At 63.0% G+C, this 13,056-nt stretch carries 15 protein-coding genes; 5 read left to right on the top strand and 10 right to left on the bottom strand.

Going from position 1 to position 13,056, the window contains the following annotated elements; all coding sequences use genetic code 11:
* Positions 1-73 precede the first annotated feature (73 nt).
* Positions 74-1,504 carry an aldehyde dehydrogenase family protein gene (locus PSV26_RS17330; RefSeq protein WP_300572390.1) on the bottom strand — a complete coding sequence of 477 codons (1,431 nt, stop codon included), beginning with the start codon at positions 1,502-1,504 and terminating at the stop codon, positions 74-76.
* Between the two features lie 312 nt (positions 1,505-1,816).
* On the opposite strand from PSV26_RS17330, the gene PSV26_RS17325 reads away from it, so the two are divergent.
* The gene (locus PSV26_RS17325; RefSeq protein WP_300561269.1) at positions 1,817-2,137 is read left to right on the top strand and encodes a hypothetical protein; all 321 of its coding nucleotides are present in this window, start codon (positions 1,817-1,819) and stop codon (positions 2,135-2,137) included.
* 69 nt (positions 2,138-2,206) lie between these two features.
* Here the strand turns inward: PSV26_RS17325 and PSV26_RS17320 are convergent, their stop codons facing one another.
* From PSV26_RS17320 to guaB, 7 genes are all read right to left on the bottom strand, one after another.
* Positions 2,207-3,157 carry an LD-carboxypeptidase gene (locus tag PSV26_RS17320; RefSeq protein WP_300572389.1) on the bottom strand — a complete coding sequence of 317 codons (951 nt, stop codon included), beginning with the start codon at positions 3,155-3,157 and terminating at the stop codon, positions 2,207-2,209.
* Between the two features lie 47 nt (positions 3,158-3,204).
* On the bottom strand, positions 3,205-4,605 hold the full coding sequence (gene tadA, locus PSV26_RS17315; RefSeq protein ID WP_300572388.1) for a tRNA adenosine(34) deaminase TadA: 1,401 nt from the start codon (positions 4,603-4,605) through the stop codon (positions 3,205-3,207).
* A 66-nt stretch (positions 4,606-4,671) separates the two neighbouring features.
* Complete coding sequence (locus tag PSV26_RS17310; RefSeq protein ID WP_300572386.1) at positions 4,672-4,911, bottom strand: hypothetical protein; 240 nt, start codon at positions 4,909-4,911, stop codon at positions 4,672-4,674.
* Position 4,912: 1 nt separating this feature from the next.
* Positions 4,913-5,551, bottom strand: coding sequence for an FMN-binding negative transcriptional regulator (locus PSV26_RS17305; protein ID WP_300520527.1), 639 nt, complete (start codon positions 5,549-5,551; stop codon positions 4,913-4,915).
* Between the two features lie 52 nt (positions 5,552-5,603).
* Positions 5,604-6,611, bottom strand: a complete 1,008-nt coding sequence (locus tag PSV26_RS17300; protein ID WP_300520524.1) for a GAF domain-containing protein — start codon at positions 6,609-6,611, stop codon at positions 5,604-5,606.
* Positions 6,612-6,737: 126 nt separating this feature from the next.
* A complete protein-coding gene (gene guaA, locus PSV26_RS17295) occupies positions 6,738-8,351 on the bottom strand; it encodes a glutamine-hydrolyzing GMP synthase (protein WP_300572384.1) in 1,614 nt (537 codons plus the stop codon).
* A gap of 64 nt (positions 8,352-8,415) precedes the next feature.
* On the bottom strand, positions 8,416-9,885 hold the full coding sequence (gene guaB / locus PSV26_RS17290) for an IMP dehydrogenase (RefSeq protein WP_300520518.1): 1,470 nt from the start codon (positions 9,883-9,885) through the stop codon (positions 8,416-8,418).
* 143 nt (positions 9,886-10,028) lie between these two features.
* Here guaB and PSV26_RS17285 point away from each other — a divergent pair, with 143 nt between their 5' ends.
* Positions 10,029-10,565, top strand: coding sequence for a DUF4124 domain-containing protein (locus PSV26_RS17285; protein ID WP_300572382.1), 537 nt, complete (start codon positions 10,029-10,031; stop codon positions 10,563-10,565).
* A gap of 14 nt (positions 10,566-10,579) precedes the next feature.
* Here PSV26_RS17285 and PSV26_RS17280 read toward each other — a convergent pair whose 3' ends face one another.
* Both PSV26_RS17280 and PSV26_RS17275 read right to left on the bottom strand, forming a co-directional pair.
* A complete protein-coding gene (locus PSV26_RS17280) occupies positions 10,580-10,918 on the bottom strand; it encodes an RnfH family protein (protein ID WP_300520512.1) in 339 nt (112 codons plus the stop codon).
* Between the two features lie 5 nt (positions 10,919-10,923).
* Complete coding sequence (locus tag PSV26_RS17275) at positions 10,924-11,376, bottom strand: type II toxin-antitoxin system RatA family toxin (protein ID WP_300520510.1); 453 nt, start codon at positions 11,374-11,376, stop codon at positions 10,924-10,926.
* Positions 11,377-11,431: 55 nt separating this feature from the next.
* On the opposite strand from PSV26_RS17275, the gene smpB reads away from it, so the two are divergent.
* The 3 genes from smpB (at position 11,432) to PSV26_RS17260 (ending at position 13,053) form a co-directional block, all read left to right on the top strand.
* Positions 11,432-11,986, top strand: a complete 555-nt coding sequence (gene smpB / locus PSV26_RS17270; RefSeq protein ID WP_240523512.1) for an SsrA-binding protein SmpB — start codon at positions 11,432-11,434, stop codon at positions 11,984-11,986.
* 128 nt (positions 11,987-12,114) lie between these two features.
* Positions 12,115-12,486, top strand: a complete 372-nt coding sequence (locus tag PSV26_RS17265; RefSeq protein WP_300520507.1) for a hypothetical protein — start codon at positions 12,115-12,117, stop codon at positions 12,484-12,486.
* A 27-nt stretch (positions 12,487-12,513) separates the two neighbouring features.
* Positions 12,514-13,053, top strand: coding sequence for a sigma-70 family RNA polymerase sigma factor (locus PSV26_RS17260; RefSeq protein WP_300520504.1), 540 nt, complete (start codon positions 12,514-12,516; stop codon positions 13,051-13,053).
* Positions 13,054-13,056: the final 3 nt, after the last annotated feature.

Below are 13,056 nucleotides of genomic sequence, written 5' to 3'. Positions count from 1 at the left end.
CTCCTTGTTGTGGCGATAGCCTAACCGAATCAGGCCCCCAGCAATCAGGTGCCGGCCATCAGGCGGCCGGCGATCAGGCGGCCGCGACCGGCTTGAGCTGCAGCGACTTGATCTCCAGAAACTCCTCGAACCCGTACACCCCCGCTTCGCGGCCATTGCCTGACTGCTTGTAGCCGCCAAAAGGCGCATTCGCGTTGAAGGGGCCGCCGTTGATGTCGATCTGTCCGGTGCGGATGCGCCGCGCGACCTTGATCGCATGGTCGTCGTTGCCGCTCCAGACGCCGCCGCCCAGACCGTAAATGGTGTTGTTGGCAATCGCCACAGCTTCTTCTTCATCCTTGTACGGAATGACCACCAGCACAGGTCCGAAAATTTCTTCCTGGGCCAGGGTGTCGGTGGCTTTGATGCCGAGGATGGTGGGCTGCACGAAGTAGCCTTTGTCGAAGGCGGGCGGCTCGGCTCCGCCCGCAATCACGTCGGCGCCCTCCTCGATGCCGGTGCGGATGAATCCCAGCACACGGTCACGCTGGTTCGCGCTGACCAGCGGTCCGAGCTTGCTGGTTTCCTCAAGGCTGGGGCCGACGCTGAACTTGGCGATGGCGGTTTTCGCCAGTGCCTTGACCTCGTCATAACGGCCGGCCGGCACCAGCATGCGGGTATGGGCCGAGCAGGTCTGGCCGCTGTTGAGCATGCAGGCCGAGATCGTGCCCTTGACCGCCGCCTCCATGTCGGCATCGTCAAGAATGACGCTGGCCGACTTGCCGCCGAGTTCCAGCGCCACACGTTTGACCGACTGGCTGGCGAGCTCACCGACACGTTTCCCGGCACGTGTGGACCCGGTGAAACTGACCATATCCACCTCGGGGTGGGTGGCCAGCACTTCCCCAACCACCGGGCCCATGCCGTTGACGAGGTTGAACACGCCGGGCGGCAGGCCGGCTTCGTGAATGATTTCAGCCAGGATCATGGCATTGACGGGCGCAATCTCGCTGGGCTTGAGCACCACGGTGCAGCCGGCGGCGAGCGCCGGCGCGATTTTCAGGGTGATCTGGCTGAGCGGGAAGTTCCAGGGCGTGATGCAGCCCACCACGCCGATCGGCTCGCGCACCACCAGCGAGTTGCCGATTTTCTTTTCCCATTCGAAATTACGCGCGATTTTGGCAAAGTTGCCCCAGTGCCAGGTGGGCCCACCCACCTGGACTGCGCGTGCCATTTTCAGCGGCATGCCGACTTCGCGGGCGATGGTCTGTGCCATCTCATCGGTCCGGGCTTTCAGACCGGCCGCGATCTTGTCGAGGTAGGCCGCCCGGTCTTCGACGGGCAAGGCAGACCAAGCGTCAAAAGCAGCGCGGGCGGCCAGCACGGCGCGCTCGGCCTCCAGCGCTGTGCCGGCCGGCACGGTTGCCATGACCTCCTCGGTGCTGGAGTCGTGCACCGGCAGGGTCTCAGCCGATTGGGCCTTGACCCACTGGCCGTTGATGTAGTGCGAAGGGTAGGTAGTCATATCAGGCTCGAAAAGGGAGGTTGTTGGGAAAAAACAGGGAGACAAGAGGCAAATAAGTCACAAAGAAAATCCTGGTAATTTTCATTGCAAGGTCGACGCGTGACGAATTAAAAAGTACTACTTTGGTATGCGATGCAAGAATCAACATGACATTTGCTTACTAACGCGTTGATTTATTTGTTGTTTTACGTTAACCATGTCACAGGATAGATCTTGCATCTGTCACCGTGGAGGCTTAATCTACCAGACCGCACGGCTCCGCACCGCCCAACTATCGAAAGCACAAGCTCTATGCGCTGGATTAAACCTGATTTGAAAAGCAGTTTGCTGGGTCTGCTCCATGGTGGTGAAGTGACGCCTTCCAGCCTGGAAAAGAGGACCGAAAGCATTCGGCAGTTGATGCTCAACGAACTCGGTGAGTTTGGCGAGAAACACTACCCGAAAATTGCGCTGCGCGTGCGCTATGCCCAGGATGCGCAAGGTCTCTGGTATGCCCGTGGTGACGTCATGGCCGTGCTGTCGGCCATGCAGGGCGAAACGATCGCCCGCCAGAAGGTCAGTGGCATCACCAAGATGTTTGACGGCCTGTTGCCCGGCAGTCTCGGCTCCCGCCGCAGCTCCCTGACCAGCTAGGCCGCCCACCACCGGGCGAGGCGCCGCAGCCCATTAAAAACGCCCGGCTGTCAGGTAGGTTTCCCCTGCTCAATGGCTGTGACCCCAGAGAAGGAAAGCATCCCGGTCCTCTACGGCCAGTGTCACTTTCTCTCCCACCGGCAACACCACCTTGGTCGGCACATGACCAAAAGGCAGCCCACTGAGCACCGGCGCCTTGATCTGGCGCTGCAACCACGCCACCACCGTGGCCAGCTTGAACCCCTTGTCGTGCGGCACGAGCTTGTAGTTGGTGAACTGCCCCAGCACCACCGCCTTCTGCCGCGCCAGCACGCCAGCGTGCAGCAGCTGTGTCAACATGCGCTCCAGCCGGTACGGGTGTTCATGCACCTCTTCCAGAAACAGAATGCCACCCTTCACCTCAGGCAGGTAAGGGGTGCCCACGAGCGAACTCAGCACCGCAAGGTTGCCGCCCCATAACACTGCATTCTTCACGCCAAATTGGCCGTCAGCCCCCGCCTGCCAAGCGCCGCCAGCTATTGATTTCGTAGCAATTTTCGGCAGCCGCCAGCCGGTGCCTTCGCCCTGCCTTGTGATCAGGTCGTCAAAGCAGGCTTCCATGATGTCGTCCGGCTGGCCTTCGGTTCCGAAGTCCTCGCCGAGTGCCGGACCGGCCCAGGTCACTGCCCCGGTTTTGGCCAGCAGCGCATTTTGCAGGGCCGTGAAATCGCTCAGGCCGACAAAACGCGTTCCCCGGGACACGGCCTTGTCCAGCGCCTTGTAGTTGATATGCGGCAGCAGGCGTGTCAGGCCGTAGCCGCCCCGGGAGATCAACGCCACATCGGCACCGCTGGCGGCCGCCCGGGCGATCGCGGCCAGCCGGGTTTCGTCGTCGCCGGCAAAACGCTGGTAGCTGCTCAGCGCGGCCTCGTCAAGCTCGACCTCGTAACCCAGCGCGGTCAGGCGCCGCACGCCGCGCTTGAAAGCAGCCTTGTCGCGCACGGCGCTGGAGGGGGAGTAGATGTAGATATGTTTTTTCACGAGACGAAGTATCCCACTGCCCGGACCGGGCACCGCCAAGCCGGCGGTCAGCCGCCCAGAGAACGCACCGCCTGCCGGGCAATGCTTTCCCCCTGCTCCTGCACAAAATGCCCTGCTTGGGGCAACACCGTGGCCTCGGGGCAGCCCCGGATCATGGCCTGCAACTGCTGCATGACCGGCAGGCCGAGTACCGGGTCCTGCGCACCGACAGCCATCAAGCTCCGGCCTTGCCAGCGTTCGCGCCAGAAACTGCGGGCGTCGCGTGAAACAGCTGCACCGTCCGAGTTTTCGGCCTCCGGCACCAGGGCCGGAAAGGCGCGCAGGGCGGCGCGGTAGCCCCGGTCGGGGAAAGGCGCGTTGTAGGCGGCGCATTCTTCGGCACGCATCTGCGGGTTGCCGCGCGCAAACAGGCGTGCCACATCGAACTCCGGGTTCTTGGTGCACATCTCGCGCCAGGCCAGAAAGCCCGGCGACAGGGGCACGTCGCCGGTCGCCAGCGTCGTGTTCATGACCAGCAGGCCCCGGTAACGCTCGGGTGCGGCCATCGGCAGGGTCAGGCCCAGCAGGCCACCCCAGTCCTGCACCACCAGCACCATGTTCTTCAGGTCCAGCCGTTCGACCAGCTCCAGCAGGATCTGCCGGTGCCCGGTGAAGCTGTGAAAGCTGTCTTTTTTGGGTTTGTCGCTTTTGCCGAAACCGATCAGATCGGGCGCCACCACCCGGTCACCGGCCGCCAGGAACACCGGGATCATCTTGCGGTACAGGTAGCTCCAGGCCGGATTGCCGTGCAGGCACAGCCACGTCATCCGGTCATCCTGAGCCTGACGAAGGGCGCGCGGCCCCTCGTCCAGGTAATGCATGCGCAGGCCGGCCAGGGACGGCAGGTCGCTGATGTACCGGGGAGCCCAGGGATAGTCCGGCAGACCGGCGAACGCGCTGTCGGGCGTGCGCAGCGCGTCGTCGCGCAGGGGATGGTTGAGTTTTGTCTCCTGGCGCTGTTCGCTGCGCCGCTGCCGGAAAAAATCCTGCAGCAGCACGCCACATTCCGCGGCCAGCACCCCGCCCTCTACCCGCGTCTGGTGATTGAGCTGCGGGTTGGAAAACAGGTCGATGACGGACCCGGCGGCCCCGGTTTTCGGATCCGGTGCACCGAACACCACACGCTTGAGCCTCGCATGCAGCATGGCACCGGCGCACATGGCGCAGGGTTCCAGCGTGACAAACAGTTCGCACTCGTCGAGCCGGTAGTTGCCCCCGGCCTGGGCGGCAGACCGCAGGGCCTGCATTTCGGCATGGGCCGTCGGGTCATGCCCGTTGATGGGGTTATTGCCGCCGGTGGCGATCACCTGACCATGCCGCACCAGCACGGCACCCACCGGCACCTCGCCCGCCTCGGCGGCTTGCCGGGCCTGCGCCAGTGCCAGTTGCATGTAGTCGGCATCGCTCATGATTGCTTCGTTTTTAATAGCAGCTTGCGCAATTATCACAAGGGCCAGAGCCCGATTTGATATGGATCATTTGTCTTCCGGCATGGGCCGGGTCTGCTGCATCGCGCTCTCAATCGACTGGCGCACCTGATTCTGGATCTGCTGGCTTTGCTGCTGCGGTGTGGCGCCGGACTCCAGCGCGGGCAAAGCCAGGCCAGCGTCTGCCGGTGCCACCTTCACAGGCGCCGGGGAGAGCTGCTTTTTCGCCAGCACGCCGATGATGGCGACAACAATCAGCAGGCTCAGAACGCCAAAGACGGCACGCATGTCAGGTCTCCTCGCGGGCGTTGGGGGCGGCGCCCATGCCCAGCCGGTCCATCCAGCCAGCCAGCGCCTGTTCGTCGGGCGTACCAGCGGCGTACATGGTTTTCATGGCCGCGTGTGCCTCGGTCCGGTGCTGGTTGAGTTTGAGCTTGCACTGCAGATCGGTAACCTGCAATTCAAAAGCCATGATGCCGGCCAGCATCTTGTGGGCAAACTCCTCGCCCAGGCCGCGCCATTGCTCTGCATAGGCCGGCTCGTGGTCACCGATGAGCTTTTTCAGCAGGGCGTCCTTGCTGGCCGGATCTTCGATCAACGTGGCCTGCACCGTGCAATGCACGGCCAGGTAGTTCCAGGTCGGCACACGCGCCAGATCGGGATAGACCTTGGGTGACAGGTAGGCATGGGGTCCGAGAAAGGTTGCAACCGCCTGCGGCCTGGCCTGCAGGTAACGCCAGTGCGGGTTGGGCTTGGCCACATGACCGAGCAGCACCAGCTGCTCGCCCCTGGCTTCCAGATGCAGCGGCAGGTGCGTCACATAAGGCAACCCCGCGTCGTCCACGCTGATCAGGGTGGCAAACGGGTGTTGGTTGATCAGCGCCGCTGCCTGAATACGGTCGCCCTTGAATTGAGGTGGCATGTACATAGGCCGGAGTATCGTACAAAACCTGCAGCCCGAATCTGAAGCCATTCCGGCGTTATCGAACCCCCGCTCTGGATGCTGCAAGCACATGCGCCCACAGGCTGTCGGGTGTGGCGCCAGGTCCGAACTCTGCGAGCCAGGCAACCTGAACCTTCAGCGCCATGTCCAGCTTCAGCTTGGCGCTTGGCAAGTCCACGGTCACACTGGGGAAGGTCAGCCGGGCGAGTTCCTGCTCCAAGTCCAGCGCAGAAGGCGAGGGAACGATCGCACAGAAGTCCTGCGGGCCCAGACGCGCAAGCGCGCCATGATCCGGCAGCCGCCGCCGCAACACCTGGGCCAGCATGAGCGTCACCGCATCATGGTTGGCGTATCCGGCTGCGTTTGCCACCTCGGTCAGGTTGTCCACATGCAGGTGACACAGCGCCAGATCGGTGCCCTGTTTGCGGGCATCTTCGACGCCAAGGGTCAGCAACTGCCTGAACCCGCGAATATTCCAGCAGCCGGTCAGCGGGTCAAGTGCGCCCTGACGCTGCAAGGCGCTGAGCTGCATCAGCAGCTTGTTCTGCAAGCTGGACATGGCGTTGATCTTCAGCTCCGCTGCCGCTATGCTCGCCAGGTCCGACAGGGCAGCGTAGTCTTCCCGGTCGAAGGTGCGCGGCATGGTGTCGATCACGCACAAGGAGCCCACAGCAATACCGGGGGCAATTTCAAGTGGCCAGCCCAGGTAGGCGCGTATGCCCGGCGGACCGGTCACCAGCGGGTTATCGGAAAAGTCCGGGTCGTTCAATGCATCCTGAATGCAAAAAGACTGATTCATGGCCACCACATGGCCACAAAAGGAAATATCCCTGGGCGTGTGCGCCACTTCCAGGCCCTGCACCGAACGGAACCATTGCTCGTCCTGCTCGATGATGGAAATCAGCGCGATCGGCACGTGCAAGAGTCGCCTGGCAGTGCGGGTGATGCGATCAAAGCGCTCTTCACGCGGAGCATAGGCGCAGAAGCCCGCTCTGAGCGCCTGCAGGCGCTCAGTTTCATTGAGGGGAAAAGGCGCAGGAAGCATGGATCAAACCGGAGGAATCTAACTGAATACCGAAGTATTGCGCGGATCAGGGTCATGCGGCTGGGCGCAACAGCCGGCCATTATCGGGCCGCAATGGCCCGGGACGCGCAGCGGCTCGGCCCCGCGCTATTCCCACTCAATCGTTGCGGGCGGTTTGCTGCTGACGTCGTAGGTCACGCGGTTGATGCCGCGCACTTCGTTGATGATGCGGCTGGAGACCTTTTTGAGCAGCGCATAGGGCAGCTCGGCCCAGTCGGCGGTCATGAAGTCGCTGGTCTGCACCGCGCGCAGGGCCACCACGTAGTCGTAGGTGCGACCGTCGCCCATGACGCCCACGCTTTTCACCGGCAGAAACACCGCAAACGCCTGGCTGGTCAGGTCGTACCAGCTCTTGCCGGTGGCATCGTCGATGAAGTTGCGCAGCTCTTCGATGAAGATGGCGTCGGCGCGGCGCAGCAAATCGGCGTATTCCTTTTTGACTTCGCCCAGAATCCGCACGCCCAGGCCCGGGCCCGGGAAGGGGTGGCGGTACACCATGTGAAAAGGCAGGCCCAGCGCCACGCCCAGCTCGCGCACTTCGTCCTTGAACAGCTCGCGCAGGGGTTCGAGCAGCTTCAGGCCGAGCTGCTCGGGCAGGCCGCCCACGTTGTGGTGGCTCTTGATCGTGATGGCCTTCTTGTTCCTGGCGCCGCCGCTCTCGATCACGTCCGGGTAAATCGTGCCCTGGGCCAGCCAGGCCACGTGGCGCGAATGGTCGTTCTTGAGCTTGCCGGCTTCGGCCTTGAACACTTCCACGAACTCGCGGCCGATGATCTTGCGCTTGGCTTCCGGGTCGCTGACGCCCTGGAGGTGGCCGAGGAACTGGTCAGCGGCATCGACGCGGATGACTTTCGCATGCAGCTTGCCGACGAACATGTCCATCACCATGTCGCCCTCGTTCAGGCGCAGCAGGCCGTGGTCGACAAACACGCAGGTCAGCTGGTCGCCGATGGCGCGGTGAATCAGCGCCGCCGCAACGGACGAATCGACGCCGCCGGACAGACCGAGGATCACTTCCTCGCTGCCAACCTGGGCGCGGATTTTTTCCACCGCCTCGCTGATGTAGTCGCCCATGATCCAGTCGGCCCGGGTGCCGCAGATTTCAAGGACAAAACGCTCCAGGATGGCCGCGCCGCGCTTGGTGTGTGTGACTTCAGGGTGGAACTGCACGCCGTAAAACCGGCGCTCCTCGTCGGCCATGCCGGCGATCGGGCAGCTGTCGGTACTGGCCATCAGCTTGAAGCCGGGTGGCAGCTCGGTGACCTTGTCGCCATGACTCATCCACACATCCAGCATGCCGTGGCCTTCGGAGGTCGCGTAGTCCTGGATGCCTTCGAGCAGCCGGGTATGGCCATGCGCCCGCACATCGGCGGAGCCGAATTCACGCTTGTGCCCGCTTTGCACGATGCCGCCGAGCTGGTGCGCCATGGTCTGCATGCCGTAGCAGATGCCGAGCACGGGAACCCCTACATCGAACACCGCCTGTGGCGCCTTGTCGGTGCTGTCCTCATAGACGCTGGCATGGCTGCCCGACAGGATGATGCCCTTGAGCGTGCCATCCTGCGCGTAGTCGCGGACCCAGTCGCTGGTCACATCGCAGGGATGGACTTCGCAGAACACATGGGCTTCACGGATGCGCCGCGCAATCAGCTGGGTGACCTGGGAGCCGAAATCGAGAATGAGGATTTTTTGGTGCTGCATGAGAGGCGTTTCAGGCAAAAAAAGAAAAGGCGTCCTTCGCGGACGCCTCGGGCCATCGGGATGGTCAGTCTGCCCGATAGTTCGGCGCTTCCTTGGTGATCTGCACGTCGTGGACATGGCTTTCGCGAATGCCGGCCGTCGTGATCTCGACAAACTCGGCCTGGTTGCGCATGTCTTCAATGGTGGCACAACCGCAGTAACCCATGCTGGCGCGCAGGCCGCCGGCCATCTGGTAGATGATGGCGACCATGGAACCCTTGTAAGGCACCCGGCCTTCAATGCCTTCGGGCACCAGTTTGTCGGCGTTCGGGTTGCCGGTGGTGGCTTCCTGGAAATAGCGGTCGGCACTGCCCTGCTGCATCGCGCCTATGCTGCCCATGCCGCGGTAGCTCTTGTAGCTGCGGCCCTGGAACAGAATCACTTCACCGGGGGCTTCTTCAGTGCCTGCAAACATGCCGCCCATCATCACGGTGCCGGCGCCGGCGGCAATCGCCTTCGCGATGTCGCCGCTGTAACGGATGCCGCCGTCGGCAATCAGCGGCACACCGGTACCGCGCAGCGCCATGGCCACACTGTCAATCGCCATGATCTGCGGCACACCCACACCCGCGACGATACGGGTGGTGCAGATGGAGCCGGGACCAATGCCGACCTTGACCGCATCGGCGCCCGCTTCCACCAGGGCCAGCGCAGCAGCGCCAGTGGCAATGTTGCCGCCGATCACGTCGACCTGCGGATAGTTCTTCTTGACCCAGCGCACGCGCTCGATCACGCCGTGGCTGTGGCCGTGGGCGGTGTCGACCACGATGGCGTCCACACCGGCCCTGACCAGGGCTTCAACACGCTCCTCGGTGCCCTCACCCACGCCGACCGCCGCACCCACACGCAGGCGACCTGAGGCGTCGCGTGCGGCATTGGGGAAGTTGGTCTGTTTGGTAATGTCCTTGACCGTGATCAGGCCCTTGAGCTCGAAGTCGTCATTGACCACCAGCAGGCGCTCAAGCTTGTATTTGTTGAGCAGGGCCTTGGCCTCGGCGGCAGACGTGCCTTCCTTGACCGTGATCAGCTTCTCGCGCGGCGTCATGATCTGGTGCGCCTTGACGTCGTAGCGGGTCTCGAAGCGCAGGTCGCGACTGGTCACGATACCCACCACCTTGCCGCCGTCGCAGACCGGAAAGCCCGAGATGCCGAGCTGCTCGGACAGCTCCAGCACCTGCAGCACCGTGTGTTCGGGCGTGATGACCACCGGATCGCGCACGACGCCCGACTCATAACGCTTGACTTTGGCCACATGGGCAGCCTGCTCCTGCGCTGTCAGGTTTTTATGAACAATGCCGATTCCGCCCTCCTGCGCAATGGCAATGGCCAGCCGGGCTTCGGTGACCGTGTCCATCGCAGCCGAAACCAGGGGCAGGTTCAGGCGGATGTTTCTTGAGAACTGGGTGGAAAGCGAGGTGTCCTTGGGCAGGACCTGGGAGAACGCTGGCACCAACAATACGTCGTCGAAGGTGAGCGCTTTGCCGAGTAGGCGCATAGGGATGGCTCCAAAAACACGATTGTACCCGCGCCGGTCGGTACAAACCCTAGCGCCCAAAGTCTTCCCTGCCGCGTTACAAAAAGGCCACGCCAGGCGGTGTCCATCGTCGCGTGCAGGAGCGCAACCAGTACACTGAACCCATGGAACTGAAAATCACCCTCAAACACATTGTTCTGCTGATTGCCGGCTGGACTTTTGCCCTGTCGACCGCCGCCCAGTGGCAGTGGATTGGCAAGGACGGCCGCAAGGTGTTCAGTGACCGTCCGCCCCCCTCTGACATCCAGGACAAGGACATCCTCAAGCAGCCCGGCGGTCGGCGTGGCGCCAAGGCGGCTGTCGCTCCCACCGAGCCCGCGGAAGCCGTTTCTCCTGTTGCAACGGCGACGCCGGCCGTAAAGGCCAATGTTCCGAAAATTTCCGGCAAGGACACAGAGCTGGAAGCCAGGAAGAAAAAGCTGGAAGAGGAAGAAGCGGCCAAGAAAAAGGCCGAAGAAGAAAAAGTCGCCAAAGGCAGAGCTGACAACTGCGAACGTACGAAAAAGGCCATGGTGACCATCCAGTCGGGTGTGCGCATATCGACGACCAACACCAAAGGCGAGCGCGAGATCATGGACGACACCGGGCGTGCAGCGGAAAGCAAGCGCCTGCAGGCGATCATCGACAGCGACTGCAAGTAGGCTGCCGCTCGCGCTCAGTACCCGGCCTTGGCCCCTGCCCTTTTAGTGGCAAACAACCCCGATTTCTTCACCCCCTGCTTGCTGAAACGTTCGCGCCGCGCGATCTTCGGGTCCACCCTCAGCGGGCGGTAGATTTCCAGCCGGTCCTGCTGGTGCAGCTGCTGGCGCAAAGTGGTTTTCCGGCCCCAGATGCCGACCCCAAGCCGGCCTGCCGCCAGCTCCGGAAACTCGGCCAATATGCCGCTCGTTGCAATGGCCTGCGCCACGGTGCTACCGGTCGGAAGCGTCAAATGCCACTCGCGCACCTGGCGTGGACCGGGCGAGTACAGCAGGGAAATGTCCAGCGCCACCATGTCGTTCAGACCGCGGCCTCGCCATACACCTGGGTCGCCCTTTTTACAAAGGCGTCGACCAGGCTGCCGGCAATCTTGTCAAACACCGGGCCCACCAGCGCTGCCAGCGCCGCATTGTCGAAGTCGTAGCGCAGGGTCAGATCCACCCTGCAGGCGCGTTGGCTGCCGTCGCCCAGGGGTGTGAAGTCCCAGTCGCCGTCCAGCTTTGAAAACGGCCCGTCCACCAGCTTGAGCGAGACCTGTCGGTCCGGCACATGCGTGTTGCGGGTGGTGAAACTCTGGTGGATACCGGCAAATGCGATGCCGACTTTGGCTGTCATCCCCTGCGCGCCCTCTTCGACCACCTTGGCCTGGTCGCACCAGGGCAGGAACTGCGGGTAACTGGCGACATCGGTGACGAGGGCGAACATTTCGGCTGCGCTGTACCAGATCAAAACGGACTTGTGAACGGTTTTCATACAATCGTGGGCTGCGCTCGATTGTATTAGTCGACGCCGCCCTTACCTTTTCCACATGGCCACCAAAGAAGCATCCTCCAAAAAACCGGCCGCCGCGTCCTCCGGAAAATCCACTGGCAAGCCCGCGATCAACCTGACCCCCAAGGCTGCCGCTGCGGCCGTGCGGATTGCCGACAACAAAAAAGCGACCTTCAACTACCACATCGAAGAGCGCTTCGAGGCCGGCATGGTGCTTGAAGGCTGGGAGGTCAAGTCGCTGCGCGAGGGCAAGGTGCAGCTGACCGACGGCTACGTGGTGATCCGCAACGGCGAGCTGTTCCTGATCGGCTGCCAGATCAACCCGCTGGGGACCGCTTCCACCCACGTCCGCCCGGACTCGGTGCGCACCAAGAAGCTGCTGATGCACAAGGACGAGATCCGCCGCCTGATCGGCAAGATCGAGCAGAAAGGCTTCACCCTGGTGCCATTGAACCTGCACTGGAAGGCCGGCAAGGTCAAATGCGAGGTGGGACTGGCCAAGGGCAAAGGCGAACACGACAAGCGTGACACCATCAAGGACCGCGAAGGCAAGCGCGAGGTCGAACGCGCGATGAAGTCGCGCAGCCGCTGACGACCCCGCCCGCCCGAAGCCTGGCATTGAGAAATATTTTGCAGGGCAGGGAATAAACTGGTCCCTGAGGGTGTTTATCCGGTGGCAGAGCTGTTCTGCCCAACCAAACTCACCTACCGGAGCCCACCATGAAATTCCTGACCATCGCCGTCCTCACCGCCGCCCTCCTCGGCGGCTGCGCCTCCATGTCCAGCCCGCCCGCCAAAGTCGCCGATGGCATGCTGGTCGGCCCGAACGGCATGACGCTTTACACCTTTGACCGCGATGTCACCGGCAGCGGCAAGTCCGTCTGCAATGGCCCCTGCGCCACCAACTGGCCGCCGCTGATGGCGGCCGAGACGGACAAGGCCTCGGGCGACTACACGATCATCACGCGCGATGACGGCAAGAAGCAGTGGGCCATGAAAGGCAAGCCGCTGTACTACTGGATCAAGGACAGCAAGGCTGGCGACAAGACCGGCGACGGCGTGCAGAACGTCTGGCACATCGTCAAGCCCTGAATTTGCAGGCCGGGTTGAACGCCATCCATGGATCGTTCCGAGCTGATTGCACAGATTCCCGGGCTGCGGCGCTACGCCCGCGCGCTGACCGGCGATGCCTGGACCGCCGACGACCTGGTGCAGGACACACTGGAACGCGCCTGCAGCAAATGGCGTCTCTGGACAGCCGGGTCCGATCTGCGGGCCTGGCTGTTCACCCTGATGCACAACCTGTTCATGAACCAGCGACGCAGTGCGGCGCGGCAGCTGCAGGCGGGCCCTGCGCTCGATGTGGATGAACTGGCCCACACGCTGGCAGCGCCCGATGCAAGGCAGGACCAGGCCCTGGACCTGCAGCGTTGCCTGCTCCGGCTGCCCGAAGACCAGCGTGCCGTGCTGCTGCTCGTCAGCATGGAAGACATGAGTTACGAGCAGGTCGCCCGCGTGGTGGGCGTGCCGCTGGGCACCGTCATGTCGCGCCTGTCGCGGGCACGCAGCCGCCTGCGTGAGCTGATGGACAAACCGGCGCAGTTTCAGGCGGCCACAGACAGTCCCGGGAACGTTTCCGCCTTGCGGCGACTTCCCTAACAA

The organism is Polaromonas sp. (assembly GCF_029945685.1).
In the GTDB taxonomy this organism is placed as follows: domain Bacteria; phylum Pseudomonadota; class Gammaproteobacteria; order Burkholderiales; family Burkholderiaceae_C; genus Polaromonas.
The sequence above is the reverse complement of the archived record's forward strand: the minus strand, read 5'-3'. Positions and strand labels throughout refer to the sequence as shown.

What these genes read in the sequence shown, in the direction of transcription:
- PSV26_RS17275 (WP_300520510.1), bottom strand. Translation starts at nt 11,376, where the DNA reads ATGAAAACCGTTCACAAGTCCGTTTTGATCTGGTACAGCGCAGCCGAA.
- PSV26_RS17305 (WP_300520527.1), bottom strand. Translation starts at nt 5,551, where the DNA reads ATGTACATGCCACCTCAATTCAAGGGCGACCGTATTCAGGCAGCGGCG.
- PSV26_RS17265 (WP_300520507.1), top strand. Translation starts at nt 12,115, where the DNA reads ATGAAATTCCTGACCATCGCCGTCCTCACCGCCGCCCTCCTCGGCGGC.
- PSV26_RS17260 (WP_300520504.1), top strand. Translation starts at nt 12,514, where the DNA reads ATGGATCGTTCCGAGCTGATTGCACAGATTCCCGGGCTGCGGCGCTAC.
- PSV26_RS17310 (WP_300572386.1), bottom strand. Translation starts at nt 4,911, where the DNA reads ATGCGTGCCGTCTTTGGCGTTCTGAGCCTGCTGATTGTTGTCGCCATC.
- guaA (WP_300572384.1), bottom strand. Translation starts at nt 8,351, where the DNA reads ATGCAGCACCAAAAAATCCTCATTCTCGATTTCGGCTCCCAGGTCACC.
- smpB (WP_240523512.1), top strand. Translation starts at nt 11,432, where the DNA reads ATGGCCACCAAAGAAGCATCCTCCAAAAAACCGGCCGCCGCGTCCTCC.
- PSV26_RS17280 (WP_300520512.1), bottom strand. Translation starts at nt 10,918, where the DNA reads ATGGTGGCGCTGGACATTTCCCTGCTGTACTCGCCCGGTCCACGCCAG.
- tadA (WP_300572388.1), bottom strand. Translation starts at nt 4,605, where the DNA reads ATGAGCGATGCCGACTACATGCAACTGGCACTGGCGCAGGCCCGGCAA.
- PSV26_RS17330 (WP_300572390.1), bottom strand. Translation starts at nt 1,504, where the DNA reads ATGACTACCTACCCTTCGCACTACATCAACGGCCAGTGGGTCAAGGCC.
- guaB (WP_300520518.1), bottom strand. Translation starts at nt 9,885, where the DNA reads ATGCGCCTACTCGGCAAAGCGCTCACCTTCGACGACGTATTGTTGGTG.
- PSV26_RS17285 (WP_300572382.1), top strand. Translation starts at nt 10,029, where the DNA reads ATGGAACTGAAAATCACCCTCAAACACATTGTTCTGCTGATTGCCGGC.
- PSV26_RS17300 (WP_300520524.1), bottom strand. Translation starts at nt 6,611, where the DNA reads ATGCTTCCTGCGCCTTTTCCCCTCAATGAAACTGAGCGCCTGCAGGCG.